Genomic DNA, 13,026 nt, shown 5'->3' on the forward strand with positions numbered 1-13,026 from the left:
ATTTCCCCGCAAGAGTAGGACGTCGCCAGGCGAACTGTACCAACCCTTTTGAATATATATTCAAAAGGGTTTTTTTGTATGACTCATTTTAAAAAAATTATGTGTACTTAATAGGTAAACACTCATTTGGTTCTTTTACATATCATAAGCAGAAAGCTATTTTCTAAGAGTGTGTATAATCCCGTTAGATTAGGAGATACTAGTTTACATGGAGGTGGAGAATTGTGACGGGAGAACATAGCAATACCGTTTGTGCTGTTTGTGAAAGAGAGAAGGAAGTTGGCATTCTTGTATATCATACATTTATATGCAGAGAGTGTGAGAATGAAATCGTTGCAACAGACCCCTCAGATAATAAATATGCGTACTTCTTAAAGAAATTACGCGTCATGAATAAAGCAAAGTTGCATTCTTAATAGGGGGCCGAGCGCCAAATACGTTCGGTTTTTTTCTATGAGTTCATTTCATTATTGCTTCGTTCAACTGCATATCTGAACGAACATTAAAGGATGGACGCTCATGCCTTCTGATTGGAACGTAAGGTAGCGACTTCAGCGGGAATAATGTGTCGTCTCGAGAACCCCATGTAACCAAGTTGTTCAGATTTCTATAAGGATAGTTGAATTTTGCAATGGATACTTGTATAAAACAAAGAATATCTTTTAAAATATAGTATAATTTCTTGGTAGATTAAATGAGTTTATGACAAAGGAGTATTTGATGGATCAACACAAAACCCCACTTTATCATGCAATGTTACAACATGATAAGAAAAAGCCTATATCCTTTCATGTTCCGGGACATAAAAATGGGACGGTTTTCCCTGAAAGAGGACGGGCTTTCTATAACGATATATTAATAGTCGATTATACAGAACTTACTGGACTAGATGATTTACATGAACCAAGGTCTTGTATTTTAGAGGCTCAACGTCTTGCAGAACAATGGTTTGGTGCATTACATAGTTATTTTTTAGTTGGTGGAAGTACGGTAGGTAATTTAAGTATGATTATGGCTACACACCAATTTGATCGGCCGGTTATCGTGCAACGGAATTGTCACAAGTCTGTGATGCATGGTTTAGAATTGGCCGGTGCTGAGCCTGTATTCGTTTCCCCTATATATGAAAGGGATGTTCAACGTTATGGCTCTGTATCTGTAGAAGGAGTATTGGAGGCAATCGAGGAACATCCGCATGCAGGTGCAATTATTTTAACGTATCCAGATTATTATGGTAGAACGTATGATTTATTAGCTATTATTGAGAAAGCGCATTCCTATAATATCCCCGTGTTAATTGATGAAGCGCACGGTGTTCATTTTTCATTAGGTGATCCTATGCCACCTTCTGCTTTGCAATTAGGCGCAGATATAGTAGTACAGTCGGCTCATAAAATGGCACCAGCGATGACGATGGGATCTTATTTGCATGTTGGGTCAGATCGAGTGAATAATAAGCGAGTAGCTCATTATTTACAAATGCTTCAATCTAGTAGTCCGTCCTATCCTATTATGGGATCGCTGGATTTGGCAAGATATTTCATGGCAACAGAAGGAGCTCGATGTGTAAAAAAAAGTTTGCCATTTATTCAATTGTTCAGAGAAAGTTTGTCTCATTCAAAGGTTTGGTCTGTGTTACCTTACCGATTAGGTGTTGATGATCCTTTTAAAGTAACGATTCAAATGAATGACTATGATGCACAAGATGTTGCTCGTTTGTTTGAAGAGGAAGGGCTGTATCCTGAACTAGTAACAGAGAGTCAAATTCTATTCGTTCTCGGATTGGATTTTTATATTGATATGGAATCTTGGAGAAAGTGTTTGGAGCGAATCGAGATAAAAGCGCAACCCCAACAAGTGGTCACACATGCTACAATAGATAAAGCAGCTGTAAGTACTCCATTATATGAGAAGTGTGCTTTAAACTATCAAGATTTAAAGGAGTTAGAAACCGAATTTATTGCATGGCAAGATGCGGAACAAAGAATTGCCGCGCATCACGTTATTCCGTATCCTCCTGGAATTCCTCTTATTATGAAAGGGGAACGGATTACGAACCAACATATTCGAAAGCTGCATACTTTTATTCAGCAACAAATACATATACAAACAAATGAAGATTCTATTGAACAAGGAATTCATGTGTATATAGAGCTAGACTGGATAGGTTACACTTAGTTGGACAGATTCCTTAAGGTCATGTACACTTGATTCAATAATAAGTCGGAGGGTGATCAATTATGACAAAAAGACCGAGAAGAAAGAACTGCGGAGTTAGAGTGTAATAAAGAGTTGATCGTGAGTGGACGGTTAAAAGCCCTCGAGGGGGAAATCCAGAAACAGAAAGCTCTAATTGATAACTTAATCGTAGATAATATAGAATATATGAATCAAAAAATGATAATTGAAAACTTAAAAAAGGAAAATGAGAGATTACTGAAACAAAGAGAAGTGCATAATAGAGAAAAAGCTGATTTAACCAAAAAAATAATAAGTTAAGCATAGAAGTGAAGAAAGTAAATAATAATTTAATTGAATTCCCATCAAAATAAACAAATTAAACTTAATGTTCTTTCCCACTTCTCAGAGGATGGGTTTAGCATAGTCATATGAATAACTATGCTGCTAGGAATTACAATTGTCGGAGGATATTAAAATGAAAAAGTTATTTATAGTATTTGAAGGAATAGATGGTTCGGGTACATCTACCCAATCAAAGTTATTAAGAGATTACCTTACTGAACGTGGCCAAAGTGCCGTATTGACAGCTGAACCCACAAATGGACCCATTGGACATTTACTTCGAGAGGGTTTAAAAGAAAGAGTTATATTTTCTAAGGATGAAAAACGATTTGACCAACAAATGGCATATCTATTTGCGGCGGATAGACACGATCACTTGTACAATCACGTTGATGGGGTTTATAAGTTATTAGGCGAAGGGAAACATGTGGTTTGTACGCGCTATTCTCTCTCATCCCTCGCATATCAGTCTGATGAGGAAGGTTACGAATTCGTTTATGACCTGAACAAGAGATTCCCTAATCCCGATCTGGTGATTTATATAGATAACCCGGTTGAAACCTCTATAGATAGGTTACAAAAGAGGACTGTTCAAGATGTATATGAAAATAAAGAAAAGTTGTTATCAGTTAAAGAAAGGTACAACAAAATTTTCAAAACATATGATGGGAAATTGTTAATTGTGAAGGGCGACCAAAACCCACAGCAGATTCATTTAGAAATAGTGAAATATTTTGAGAGCCATTTCTAATTAATATCCTATTGCCTTAATACCTTATAAATATCCTCATTCTAAAAAGGGGTTAATTACAATATAAACTGTACAGGTACACGCGATTGCTATTAGCGTCACAGTTAGTAGGAATTCAGGGATATAACTCTATTAGATGGAATTAAGATTTAATGTGATGGTCAAGACGTACCAGTGAGTAATGAGCTGAAATAGTAATTCGCTCATTACTCTTTGCTTGTTTTAATAAATGGAAGAAGATATATGTCGATCTAGCTAAAAAGTCATCCTTTCTTTTTTCAAAATGGCAACTTATAGTTCCTGAATCTGAACAATTCATTAATATTATTAATAATTATGATTGGAGTCTGGGCGAAGGAGGAGAAGGTATTGACAAAATGAGTGAATTCCATAAATTATTAAATCAGTTACGACCATATGAAGAAATTAAAGACGATACAGATTATAAAGTGAAAAGATTATTGTTGAATTACGTATACCTAACAATGGTTCAATTGGGTATTACCGGAGTTGAAAAGTTCTCTATGTGCTACAGTGTGGCTAGATGGTTTGAAGAGAATTTAGATCAGGGGTGGAAAGAACAATTCATTAATAAGTATAACCCGGAGGGAATTAAATCTCTTTAATATTAAAGCGGTATTTTATTGAAGGAAAATTCTGATAAACGTTAATAGAACTAGAAGAAAGGAGATTACATGAATGGAGATGGTGTTTTAGAAGTTGACTCATTGTACGTAGAAATAAATGATCAGACCATTATAAATGGAATTAATTTACACCTAAAGGAAGGTGAAATTTGCTCGCTGGTAGGACATAACGGGGCGGGAAAGTCTATCACAATGAAAACAATTTTGGGTATCCAACAAAAAAAGAGCGGTCAAATCAAGATTAATGGCTGGGATATGGATCTTGATTTTGAACAATACAAGAGACAGTATACATATATACCGGAAGAACCGTTATTATTTACAGAGCTTACAGTGAAGCAACATTTCCAACTCTATGGTACGAGTTATCGTATACCTGAAACCATATTTGAAGAACGTGTATCCTATTATGTAGAGGCTCTCGAATTGCAGGGGAAATTGGAAGAATACCCACAAAATTTGTCTAAGGGCATGCGGCAGAAAGTAAACATCATTAGCAATTTTATTGTTGATACACCCTTAATTATTATTGATGAGCCATTTATTGGATTGGATGTAAATGCTGCAAACTTCCTTGAACAAGAGCTTGTAAAACGTAGAAAAAAAGGTGTATCAGTTCTAATTACTTCACATCAGTTGGAAAGGTTAAAGGAATTTTCAAACAAATATGTTATGCTAAAAATGGGGGAGGTAGTGCAAGAAGGGGAAATCACACATTTAAAGTCCATCAAGGGAAGAATTCACGATGAGTAAAGACATCGATCAAGCCATTTTTTCACTAGTTTATCAAAATCGATTTAAACGAATCATCGAATTATATAAAAGGTCATTTTTTATTCTTTTTGATAAAGTAACATTGATTTACCTAATCCCATTCGTTTCAATAGGTATGATTTTTCTGAGGTCATATATCCTTGAACATAGAACGGAAACAATATATACTTTTTTTCATCATGCTCCCTTGTTATTAAGTAGCGAATTTGCTTATTTGCTGCTTTTAGCAGCTGGACTTGCCTCATTTATAAGCCCTAGATATAAATTAACAAATTCTGATTACTTGCTAATCACTTTGCCAGTAAACATGGAACTCATCTTTCGCCGTAATATACAAAGAGAGCAAATAAAACGATTGATTGTCATGGTAATACTTTTTTCGCTGTCCACTTTGTTATTTGATTTTTTCTCCATTTTAACGTGCGTCTTGCTAATTTTGACGTTTGCAATTGTAGATCTATTCACAGGTTTATTTCAGTGGATGGCCTTTCAGAAGCAGGGTCGTCAAAAGTTATGCTTCATTATGGGTTATTTTGTGCTTTTGATTATAATCGGAGTTGGATTTATTTTATTTCAGAGTCATTATCTAGCTTATTATTATATCATTGGAATGGGTCTCATGTTTACGGTCACTATTAAATGGTTTAGGGAAGAGTTATTATACTCAGTTAAGTGGGGAGAGACAATTTCATACGGAGAGGAAAAAACATGGAATCGACTTATTGTTAAGCTTATCACGGGGGTTGGCTTTAACTTCCCAAGTAAATTATATATTACTAAGAAAAACGGTTCTAAAAAGAGAGTAAATTATCAGCTAACCAGTGTTTTATCTGCTAATTGGGAAGGATACCTATTAAATAATAAGTCAATCACCCTTAACATATTAATAAATACGATAGCTATTTTTATTTTGTTGAGTATTCGGTTTCATGTTTACAGTCTGTCCTATTTTTTAAGTACCCTGCTAATGTTTTATTTATTAAAAAATATATTTCAAGAGCAACTAACTACACACAAATTTCGGGTATTACCATGGTCAAAACGAGACTACATTAAATCTTTTTTGAAATCCGTTTCTTGGTTAGTTGGTCTTTTATTAATACTTCAATTTATTGTTCTTATTTTTATTAGTGGTAATGGAATTTATCAATCTATCTTCGCAGTGATTGGTCATGGAGTTTATTCCGTTTTCTTTTTCATATTGCTACTGCAAAATTCGTTTTTATTGCTGGAAAGTAAGAATAATTTCTTAAAATTAAAACAGTTTATGTTAATCATGTCCTATATGGGCCTGAATTTTATATCAATTTATTATCCAGTTCTAAATGTGGTTATGATAGTAAGCATTGTTTTAATGCGTCATTTTATTGTTCGGGTTAGAGAATAAGATTTTATGAAGGACATTGGAGTAAGGCGAGGCTGGGTGGAAATTCCCCCAGTCTTATTTATTCTCTATCAATTTATCAAATAGATAAGTTGGTTACAACAAGACTCCCTTTTAGGATCTCAAAGTTGAATTTTTATCTTTAGTTACACACTCTCGGACGATTTTATTGTATAACCTCCCTCAATAAATTAACCTTTTCTTAGAATTCCTTCGTTTATCTCTGTTTTTCTATTGGACAATTAAAGTCCATAGCGAATTCTGGCCTTTTCCACCCCTATAGGTGCTGGAATTTGGAAAAATGGGTAAGCTAAATAAACCTTAATGGCGTATTTCCGTTAAATGGATATGCATTTAATGATTGCACCTTGGATCTCCACTTTTACATGGCGGTGGACCCTCCCATGTCTCACGGCGTCTCCTTACATAAGTTAAAACATAGATATAGGTACCAAAGGAAGGTAGTTTATAATACTGTAACTCTGTCTTTCTACGGTAAAAGTGTAATTGGCGGTATAAAGACTGGCAAAAAAGCTGGCATTGGTAGTAAACTTGTTGGCAGACAGGGAAAGAACACGTCAAAATGGGTACATTTTAGTGGCTGTAATCAGTAATGTTGAAGCTTAACTAAAATACACAGCTTTCCATAAAAAAATTAGCCCGCTTTAACTAGTATCTTTTCTAAACGTTTTTTAACGTGAGAACTGGGGTTGTTTTGTATCCCTATTTAACTTTATTACAAAGATACAAAACCGCAGCCTTATTTATAAGTTTGATACAAATTTACTTATTATACCGTGATTAAATTAACGGATACTCTGGTAATGGAATTCATGGATGACTTTTTCACAAAAACCATACTAAGGATTGATAACACTGTCCATTAAATGTGAAATAACAAAGAATACGGAACCCATGGGAAAGTGGCTTAGGAAATACTGTATTATGGTGTCCATGGTTTATTCAATTTTGAGCGAGATGTTTATAGGTTTATAAAAGGTGATAAGTATTATATAATGAATAGAAGATAGAGGATCGTGTCCATATTTAAAATTATATATAATAAGTGTTAAAAATCAGTATTACCAAGCTTTAAGTGATGCTGGACATAATATCAACTTATCATAATATGCTGCTAGGAGACAGCATTTAGTGGAAAAGGTGATGCCAGCGCTTGAACAGGGGAAAATAGTGTTGTGTGATCGGTTTATTGACAGCAGTCTTGCTTATCAAGGATATGCAAGGGGATTAGGAATGGATGAAGTGTTTCAAATAAATAAGTTTGCTGTAGAGTCTTGTATGCCTGATGTTACGTTGTTTTTTGATATTACTCCTAAGCATGAACGGGAGAAAAATTAGAAAATATGGCTTTTCATCAAACGGTTTATGAAGCGTATCAAATGCTACTCACAACATTTAACGATCGAATGAAAACGATCGATGCAAGTAAGCCCTTTGAACATGTAGTAGATTCGGTATATGCACAAGTTATTTCTTATGTGAGGTACTAATGGGTGTATTCGTTTTTAAGGCATTTTTCCTGTTATAATATCACTAATAGGTTCCCTAATATATGAAGGGGGTAAACGTAATGAAGCTGGTTATTGCAGTTATTCAAGATAAGGATAGTAATCGATTAACAAACGCATTGTCGAATGAGAATTTTAAAGCAACAAAGCTTTCTTCAACAGGTGGATTTCTAAAAGAAGGTAATACGACCTTGATGATCGGTGTAGAAGACGAGCGAATAGATGAAGCATTGAATGTTATTCGGGATAATTGTAGTCAACGAGAGCAAATGATAGCACCGATTTCACCTATGGGAGGGAATGCAGATTCTTACATTCCTAAACCAGTAAAAGTCGAAGTAGGTGGGGCTACGGTTTTCGTTTTACCAGTGGAATCATTCTTTCAATTCTAATGAACTGCTATAAGGAGATTATTGCATGAAAATTAGTCAAGATATACGGACTCAAATAGAGACACATAAGAGTAATATACATCAGAAGCATCAATCAGCGAAAGGGTTTGATGCTCTCGTTCATGCACAAGCTAATAAAATGCAACAGGATGAAATGCAGCGCTTACTAACCGATATAACGAAGCAAGGAGAGAAAGTAGCCCGTTTTCGTTCTTTTAAAGATTTGGCGCGGTATAAACGTTTAGTTAAGTCGTTTCTAGAAGAATCTGTACAGTTCGGAATGGATTTGAAACAGTCCCATAGTTGGGATATGGAAGGCCATAGTCGGAAGTTAACGATTGTAGAGTCTGTTGATGAACAACTAATGGAGTTAACGAATGCTGTGATGGAGCAAGAGAAGAAATCCATTGATATATTAGGGATTATAGGAGAAATTAAAGGCCTATTAATCAACCTTTACACGTAAGGTAGTGACATGAACATGATAACTTGGGCAAAGATGGGGCGTCTACAACCGAAAGTGAGTAAAATGCTTACAAATAGTATTCAAAAGGATCGTGTGGCCCATGCGTATTTATTTCAGGGTTCAAAAGGTACAGGAAAATTATCTGTGAGTCTTCTTTTTGCAAAAAGCTTCTTATGTACGAACCGTAATGGGGTCGAGCCTTGTCAGGAGTGTAAGAACTGCATTCGAATTGAATCAGGGAATCATCCAGATGTTCATCTCATTCAACCTGAAGGACAGTCGATAAAGAAAGAGCAAATTCTTCATTTGCAAAAAGAGTTTACGTATACAGGATTAGAATCCAATCAGAAAGTATATATTATTGAAAATGCAGAAAAAATGACAACAAATGCAGCCAATCGTTTGTTGAAATTTCTAGAAGAACCGAGCAAGGAAACCGTCGCCATGTTGTTAACGGAAAACGGTCAGTCCTTGCTAGATACGATACGTTCTAGATGTCAAATATTGGCGTTTCAACCGTTGAACCCAGAAAATATGAGGCAACGTTTAATAGAAGAAAATATGACAGAGACGACGGCACGTTTAATGAGTGCGTTAACAAATAACTTAGAAGAGGCGATTACATTAAGCCAAGATGAGTGGTTTGCTAATGCGCGAAAACTAGTGATACAATTAATAGAAGTGCTTCAAAATAAGCCAAGTGAAGCACTGCTTTTTATAAATAATCAATGGATGGACCATTTCAAAGATCGTGATGCATTACAGCAAGGGCTAAATCTATTAATGATTTGGTTTAAAGATATCGTTTATGAGCATGTCGAGAATGATGCAGCTATTGTGTTTATAAATGAAAAAGAACGTATTCAAAAGAGTACGTATCATTGGTCGAAGCAACAAGCAACAAGTGCTTTAACCTATATACTGGAGGCAAAGCGAAAGCTAGTAGCAAATGTTCATCCAACTCTAGTGATGGAACAGCTCACGCTTCAAATACAGAGGTGATATGGATTGGTTGAAGTTGTTGGTGTACGCTTTAAAAAAGCAGGAAAAATTTATTACTTTGACCCAGATACATTCCCCATTACGCAAGATGATTATGTCATTGTGGAAACGGTTAGAGGAATTGAATTTGGTAAAGTCGTGTTAGCGCACAAACAAGTCGATGAGGAAGATATCGTCTTACCATTGAAGAAAGTCATTCGGATAGCGGATGATAAAGATAAATTATCGGTTGCTGAGAATAAGAAGAATGCAGAAGAAGCATATACGGTTTGTTCTCACAAAATTAAAGAGCACAAGCTTGAAATGAATTTAGTCGATGTAGAATATACATTTGACCGTAATAAAGTAATTTTTTATTTTACAGCAGATGGTCGAGTAGACTTTCGTCAGTTAGTAAAGGATTTAGCTGCTGTTTTTAAAACGCGAATAGAATTAAGACAAATCGGTGTCCGTGATGAGGCGAAAATGCTTGGTGGTATAGGACCGTGTGGACGCATGTTATGCTGTTCGACATTTTTAGGTGATTTTGAACCTGTATCGATTAAAATGGCTAAGGATCAGAGTCTTTCCTTAAACCCGGCCAAAATTTCCGGATTGTGTGGTCGTTTAATGTGCTGTCTGAAGTATGAAAACGATGATTATGAGACAGCGAAGCAAGAACTTCCGGATATTGGAGAGAAGATTCATACACCACAAGGGGCAGGGCGTGTGGTCGGATTAAATATTTTAGAGAGAATTGTACAAATAGAGCTACCTGAGAAAGAACGTATGTTAGAATATACGCTAGATGAACTCATACAAGAAGGTGCCGTACCAACGCAAGCCACAGAATGATGGGGTGGATTAAAGCGTGAACAAAAAAGAAATATTTGAACAAGTAACGCATATGGAAGAACAAATCGGTCATCTGTATCAACAGTTAGGTGATTTAAAGAATCAACTAGTGGAGTTGCTAGAAGAGAATCAACACTTATCTGTTGAAAATCATCATTTACGCCAACGACTTGATAAAGAGGAAGCAGATAGCCAGCAACAGCAATCCAATGAGTCAGTAGAAAAATCATTATTAGTTGGGGAAGGATACGATAATTTAGCCCGTTTATATGAAGAAGGCTTTCACATATGTAACCTTCACTTTGGTAGTCCAAGAGATGAGGATTGTTTGTTCTGTTTATCATTTCTTAATAAAAAGAAGTGAATCTTAATGAATTACCGTTGTGGCTTGTGAGCAATCAGAGATCTACAGTTTGAACATATGAACGAGGAATCCTAGCATGGTACATCTATGCTAGGATTTTCCTTTATCAACGAAGAGGAGTGACTTTATAAGTGTTGGTGCATGATGATGAACGAGTAAATTATTTATTAGCGGAAGAAGATATGCGCATTATCCAAAGTCCGAGTGTTTTTTCTTTTTCTTTAGATGCTGTATTGTTAGCGAGATTTGCGTATATTCCATATAAAAAGGGGAACATATTAGATTTATGCACAGGAAATGGTGTCATTCCCCTTTTGCTATCACGCCGGAGTGAATCGCGTATTACAGGTGTTGAATTGCAGCATCGATTGTACGATATGGCGGTGCGGAATGTTGCATTAAATCAACTAGAACACCAGATACACATGATCCATGGCGATTTGAAGGACATGCCAAAACAGTTAGGAAATGGACCGTTTGATGCTGTAACGTGTAATCCTCCCTATTTTCCTACACCTAGCCAAGAACTTATCAATGAGAATGAGCATCTAGCCATTGCTCGTCATGAGATTCATTGTACGTTAGAGGAGGTTGTATGGGCTTGCAGTAGACTCGTGCGTTCAGGAGGTAAAGTATCGTTAGTGCATCGCCCAGGCAGGTTGATCGACTTAATAGAGCTATTTAGGAAATATAAGCTTGAGCCGAAACGTATCCAGTTCGTATATCCTCGTGAAGGGAAAGAAGCGAACATGTTATTGATTGAAGGAGTTCGTGACGGGAAATCTGATGTGAAAATTGTTCCACCTATTTATATATATGATGAGCAGAATGAATATACCGAAACGATGAGGAAGCTGTTATATGGGTGAGCATATGGTGTATATTTTACAATGTAAGGATCACACGTTTTACACTGGTTATACAAGTAATTTACAACGCCGATTAAAAATGCATGAAGAAGGGAAAGGGGCCAAATATACGAAGGGAAGAGGGCCTTTTTCTGTTCTGTATTGTGCTAGTTTCGAGACGAAAGAAGCCGCTATGAGAGAGGAATATCGGATTAAACAACTATCAAGGTCGAAAAAGCAAAAGCTCATTACATCTTATATAGAAAGGCATGAAACCGAATGAACAATCAGAAGAGCTATGAAAACATAGAGCGTGATCAAGGTACATTGTATATTGTCCCGACTCCCATCGGAAATTTAGAGGATATTACGTATAGAGCATTGCGCACGTTGAAAGAAGCAGATGTAATCGCTGCAGAGGATACGAGACAAACGAAGAAGCTGTTATCTCATTTTGATATTCACGTTCCATTAGTTAGTTATCATGAGCACAATAAAATGAATCGTGAAGAACAACTATTACAGAAACTACAAAATGGGGAGCATATTGCTATGGTGAGTGACGCAGGGATGCCAGGTGTGTCTGATCCAGGTTATGAAATGGTGAAAGCGTCGATTGAACAAGGAATACATGTAATTGTGTTGCCAGGAGCTAATGCTGCTCTATGCGCTTTAGTGGGATCTGGAATCGATACGAGTCGTTTCTACTTTTATGGTTTCTTACCACGAAAGAAGAAAGAGAGAAAGGAAACGTTACAGCAGCTAAAAAAAATGACAGCAACTATCCTATTTTATGAATCGCCTCACCGTATAAAAGAAGTGATCAAACATATACACGAGGTTATTGGAGAACGCCAAATCACGTTAGCTCGTGAGCTCACGAAAAAGTATGAAGAATACGTGCGTGGCACTACTTCTGAAATAATGGAATGGTTACAACAGCAGGACATACGAGGCGAATTTTGCATTGTGATGGAAGGTTCTGATGAAAGAGAAGAAGAGCCTGAGCATTGCTGGTGGTCAGCGTTAACGGTGAGGGAGCATGTAGAAGCCTATATGGAGCAGCAGTATTCTTCCAAGGATGCAATTAAGCAGGTAGCACAAGAACGTCAAATGCCAAAGAGAAGTGTGTATCAAGCTTATCATATTCAATAAAAATAAAACCCCCGCTATAAAGAAAATAGCGGGGGTAGTCGTCTCTTTTATTCTCTAGATCGAAGCTTACTTACTTAAGTTGCTTTCAATTTCTCTAATTAACTCTTTTGCGCCTTCTTCGCTAAGAATTAATTTGCCGTTTGCTAGTTTCATATTTTGATCAGATACTTCACCAGTAACTTGGCAAGTCATGTTAGGCATATACTTTTTAAGAACGATTTGCTCATCATCCACGTAAATTTCCAAAGCATCCTTTTCGTTAATACCTAGCGTACGACGAAGTTCGATAGGGATAACCACCCGACCTAGTTCATCAACTTTACGTACAATTCCTGTAGATTTCATAATTAAAATCTC

Annotated in this window: 16 protein-coding genes and 1 pseudogene; 16 read left to right on the top strand and 1 reads right to left on the bottom strand. The window is 36.2% G+C overall.

Going from position 1 to position 13,026, the window contains the following annotated elements; translation table 11 throughout:
* Nucleotides 1–224 precede the first annotated feature (224 nt).
* From N784_RS12380 to rsmI, 16 genes and pseudogenes are all read left to right on the top strand, one after another.
* Nucleotides 225–416, top strand: coding sequence for a sigma factor G inhibitor Gin (locus N784_RS12380; RefSeq protein ID WP_052127304.1), 192 nt, complete (start codon nucleotides 225–227; stop codon nucleotides 414–416).
* A 304-nt stretch (nucleotides 417–720) separates the two neighbouring features.
* The gene (locus N784_RS12385) at nucleotides 721–2,178 is read left to right on the top strand and encodes an aminotransferase class I/II-fold pyridoxal phosphate-dependent enzyme (protein WP_036835396.1); all 1,458 of its coding nucleotides are present in this window, start codon (nucleotides 721–723) and stop codon (nucleotides 2,176–2,178) included.
* 120 nt (nucleotides 2,179–2,298) lie between these two features.
* Nucleotides 2,299–2,499 carry a hypothetical protein gene (locus tag N784_RS12390; protein WP_036835398.1) on the top strand — a complete coding sequence of 67 codons (201 nt, stop codon included), beginning with the start codon at nucleotides 2,299–2,301 and terminating at the stop codon, nucleotides 2,497–2,499.
* Nucleotides 2,500–2,656: 157 nt separating this feature from the next.
* On the top strand, nucleotides 2,657–3,274 hold the full coding sequence (gene tmk, locus N784_RS12395) for a dTMP kinase (protein ID WP_036835400.1): 618 nt from the start codon (nucleotides 2,657–2,659) through the stop codon (nucleotides 3,272–3,274).
* A gap of 377 nt (nucleotides 3,275–3,651) precedes the next feature.
* Nucleotides 3,652–3,900: a hypothetical protein gene (locus N784_RS12400; RefSeq protein ID WP_036835402.1), complete on the top strand. Its 249-nt coding sequence runs from the start codon at nucleotides 3,652–3,654 to the stop codon at nucleotides 3,898–3,900.
* A 69-nt stretch (nucleotides 3,901–3,969) separates the two neighbouring features.
* Complete coding sequence (locus N784_RS12405; RefSeq protein ID WP_036835403.1) at nucleotides 3,970–4,674, top strand: ABC transporter ATP-binding protein; 705 nt, start codon at nucleotides 3,970–3,972, stop codon at nucleotides 4,672–4,674.
* Nucleotides 4,667–6,082: a hypothetical protein gene (locus tag N784_RS12410; RefSeq protein ID WP_036835405.1), complete on the top strand. Its 1,416-nt coding sequence runs from the start codon at nucleotides 4,667–4,669 to the stop codon at nucleotides 6,080–6,082. The genes N784_RS12405 and N784_RS12410 overlap by 8 nt, the downstream gene beginning before the upstream one ends.
* Nucleotides 6,083–7,210: 1,128 nt before the next feature.
* Nucleotides 7,211–7,590, top strand: a pseudogene (tmk, locus tag N784_RS16375) (dTMP kinase); the annotation flags it as partial.
* 80 nt (nucleotides 7,591–7,670) lie between these two features.
* Nucleotides 7,671–8,000 (top strand): cyclic-di-AMP receptor, encoded by a 330-nt coding sequence (locus N784_RS12425; protein WP_036835408.1) that lies wholly within the window; start codon nucleotides 7,671–7,673, stop codon nucleotides 7,998–8,000.
* Nucleotides 8,001–8,025: 25 nt separating this feature from the next.
* Nucleotides 8,026–8,466 carry a YaaR family protein gene (locus tag N784_RS12430; RefSeq protein ID WP_036835410.1) on the top strand — a complete coding sequence of 147 codons (441 nt, stop codon included), beginning with the start codon at nucleotides 8,026–8,028 and terminating at the stop codon, nucleotides 8,464–8,466.
* A 15-nt stretch (nucleotides 8,467–8,481) separates the two neighbouring features.
* Entirely contained in the window at nucleotides 8,482–9,468 is a 987-nt protein-coding gene (holB, locus tag N784_RS12435; RefSeq protein ID WP_036835412.1) for a DNA polymerase III subunit delta', read from the top strand.
* A gap of 6 nt (nucleotides 9,469–9,474) precedes the next feature.
* Nucleotides 9,475–10,302 (top strand): PSP1 domain-containing protein, encoded by an 828-nt coding sequence (locus N784_RS12440; RefSeq protein ID WP_036835413.1) that lies wholly within the window; start codon nucleotides 9,475–9,477, stop codon nucleotides 10,300–10,302.
* 52 nt (nucleotides 10,303–10,354) lie between these two features.
* Nucleotides 10,355–10,666: a DNA replication initiation control protein YabA gene (gene yabA, locus N784_RS12445; RefSeq protein ID WP_408633532.1), complete on the top strand. Its 312-nt coding sequence runs from the start codon at nucleotides 10,355–10,357 to the stop codon at nucleotides 10,664–10,666.
* Nucleotides 10,667–10,797: 131 nt separating this feature from the next.
* Nucleotides 10,798–11,535 (top strand): tRNA1(Val) (adenine(37)-N6)-methyltransferase, encoded by a 738-nt coding sequence (locus N784_RS12450; protein WP_036835416.1) that lies wholly within the window; start codon nucleotides 10,798–10,800, stop codon nucleotides 11,533–11,535.
* A complete protein-coding gene (locus N784_RS12455) occupies nucleotides 11,528–11,797 on the top strand; it encodes a GIY-YIG nuclease family protein (protein ID WP_036835419.1) in 270 nt (89 codons plus the stop codon). The genes N784_RS12450 and N784_RS12455 overlap by 8 nt, the downstream gene beginning before the upstream one ends.
* The gene (gene rsmI / locus N784_RS12460) at nucleotides 11,794–12,669 is read left to right on the top strand and encodes a 16S rRNA (cytidine(1402)-2'-O)-methyltransferase (RefSeq protein ID WP_036835421.1); all 876 of its coding nucleotides are present in this window, start codon (nucleotides 11,794–11,796) and stop codon (nucleotides 12,667–12,669) included. Before N784_RS12455 ends, rsmI begins: the two co-directional genes overlap by 4 nt.
* Nucleotides 12,670–12,735: 66 nt before the next feature.
* On the opposite strand, the gene N784_RS12465 is transcribed toward rsmI, so the two are convergent.
* A complete protein-coding gene (locus tag N784_RS12465; RefSeq protein WP_036835424.1) occupies nucleotides 12,736–13,014 on the bottom strand; it encodes an AbrB/MazE/SpoVT family DNA-binding domain-containing protein in 279 nt (92 codons plus the stop codon).
* Nucleotides 13,015–13,026 lie beyond the last annotated feature (12 nt).

The sequence above is a fragment of the Pontibacillus litoralis JSM 072002 genome (assembly GCF_000775615.1).
GTDB classification, from domain to species: Bacteria; Bacillota; Bacilli; order Bacillales; family BH030062; genus Pontibacillus; species Pontibacillus litoralis.

Excerpts from the sequence above, each read along its gene's own strand:
- N784_RS12385 (WP_036835396.1), top strand. The coding sequence starts at position 721 with ATGGATCAACACAAAACCCCACTTTATCATGCAATGTTACAACATGAT.
- tmk (WP_036835400.1), top strand. The coding sequence starts at position 2,657 with ATGAAAAAGTTATTTATAGTATTTGAAGGAATAGATGGTTCGGGTACA.
- N784_RS12400 (WP_036835402.1), top strand. The coding sequence starts at position 3,652 with ATGAGTGAATTCCATAAATTATTAAATCAGTTACGACCATATGAAGAA.
- N784_RS12405 (WP_036835403.1), top strand. The coding sequence starts at position 3,970 with ATGAATGGAGATGGTGTTTTAGAAGTTGACTCATTGTACGTAGAAATA.
- N784_RS12410 (WP_036835405.1), top strand. The coding sequence starts at position 4,667 with ATGAGTAAAGACATCGATCAAGCCATTTTTTCACTAGTTTATCAAAAT.
- N784_RS12425 (WP_036835408.1), top strand. The coding sequence starts at position 7,671 with ATGAAGCTGGTTATTGCAGTTATTCAAGATAAGGATAGTAATCGATTA.
- N784_RS12430 (WP_036835410.1), top strand. The coding sequence starts at position 8,026 with ATGAAAATTAGTCAAGATATACGGACTCAAATAGAGACACATAAGAGT.
- holB (WP_036835412.1), top strand. The coding sequence starts at position 8,482 with ATGATAACTTGGGCAAAGATGGGGCGTCTACAACCGAAAGTGAGTAAA.
- yabA (WP_408633532.1), top strand. The coding sequence starts at position 10,355 with ATGGAAGAACAAATCGGTCATCTGTATCAACAGTTAGGTGATTTAAAG.
- N784_RS12455 (WP_036835419.1), top strand. The coding sequence starts at position 11,528 with ATGGGTGAGCATATGGTGTATATTTTACAATGTAAGGATCACACGTTT.
- rsmI (WP_036835421.1), top strand. The coding sequence starts at position 11,794 with ATGAACAATCAGAAGAGCTATGAAAACATAGAGCGTGATCAAGGTACA.
- N784_RS12465 (WP_036835424.1), bottom strand. The coding sequence starts at position 13,014 with ATGAAATCTACAGGAATTGTACGTAAAGTTGATGAACTAGGTCGGGTG.